The organism is Bartonella sp. AA78NXGY, from assembly GCF_042197005.1.
GTDB lineage: Bacteria > Pseudomonadota > Alphaproteobacteria > Rhizobiales > Rhizobiaceae > Bartonella.
This window is the reverse complement of the sequence record NZ_JBHIRI010000103.1, coordinates 1-578: the sequence shown is the minus strand read 5'-3', so window position 1 is coordinate 578 and position 578 is coordinate 1. Positions and strand designations below refer to the sequence as shown.

Genomic DNA, 578 nt, shown 5'->3' with positions numbered 1-578 from the left:
GATTGGCAAGCAGTTAAGGCTGAATTTAAAGACTGGGATTATAAAGCCCAAGGGCTGACAGAAGCCGGTGCGGCTCTCGTGGCATTGGCTGTCACGGCGGTTACGGGTGGAGCAGCCTCGGGCGCTGCCAGTGCCATTACCGGTGCTTTGGGGCTTGGCTCGAGCACCGCCATGAATGCGGCGATACAGGCTGGTGTCCAAGCGCTGATTAACAAAAGCGCTGTGGCTCTTGTCAATAATCGCGGCAATATTGCCGGTGCCTTGCATGAGCTTGGCTCTTCAAAGAATATTCTCAGCATTGTCTCGTCGATGTTGACAGCAGGCTTAACCAGCCAACTAACCGAAATGGCTGGTGTTGGACAATCTTTGCCCAAAACGGCTCCTCTGGTTGATCGCATCACCCGTGAGGCGGAAAAGAACTTGATCAAAGCCGCCATTGGCACAGGCGTGCAAACGGCTCTTGAGGGTGGTTCTCTTGACAAGAACTTTTTTAACAATCTGCGCATCGCCCTGTCTGATACGGTTGGCAAATCGTTGGCGGAAGAAATCGGTACCGCCAAGGCTGAAGGCAAAATAGA

General features: G+C 52.9%; 1 protein-coding gene. It reads left to right on the top strand.

From position 1 onward, the window contains the following. Nucleotides 1-578 (top strand): DUF637 domain-containing protein (locus ACFINL_RS09870; protein ID WP_375651507.1); only part of this gene is annotated, 578 nt, incomplete at both ends.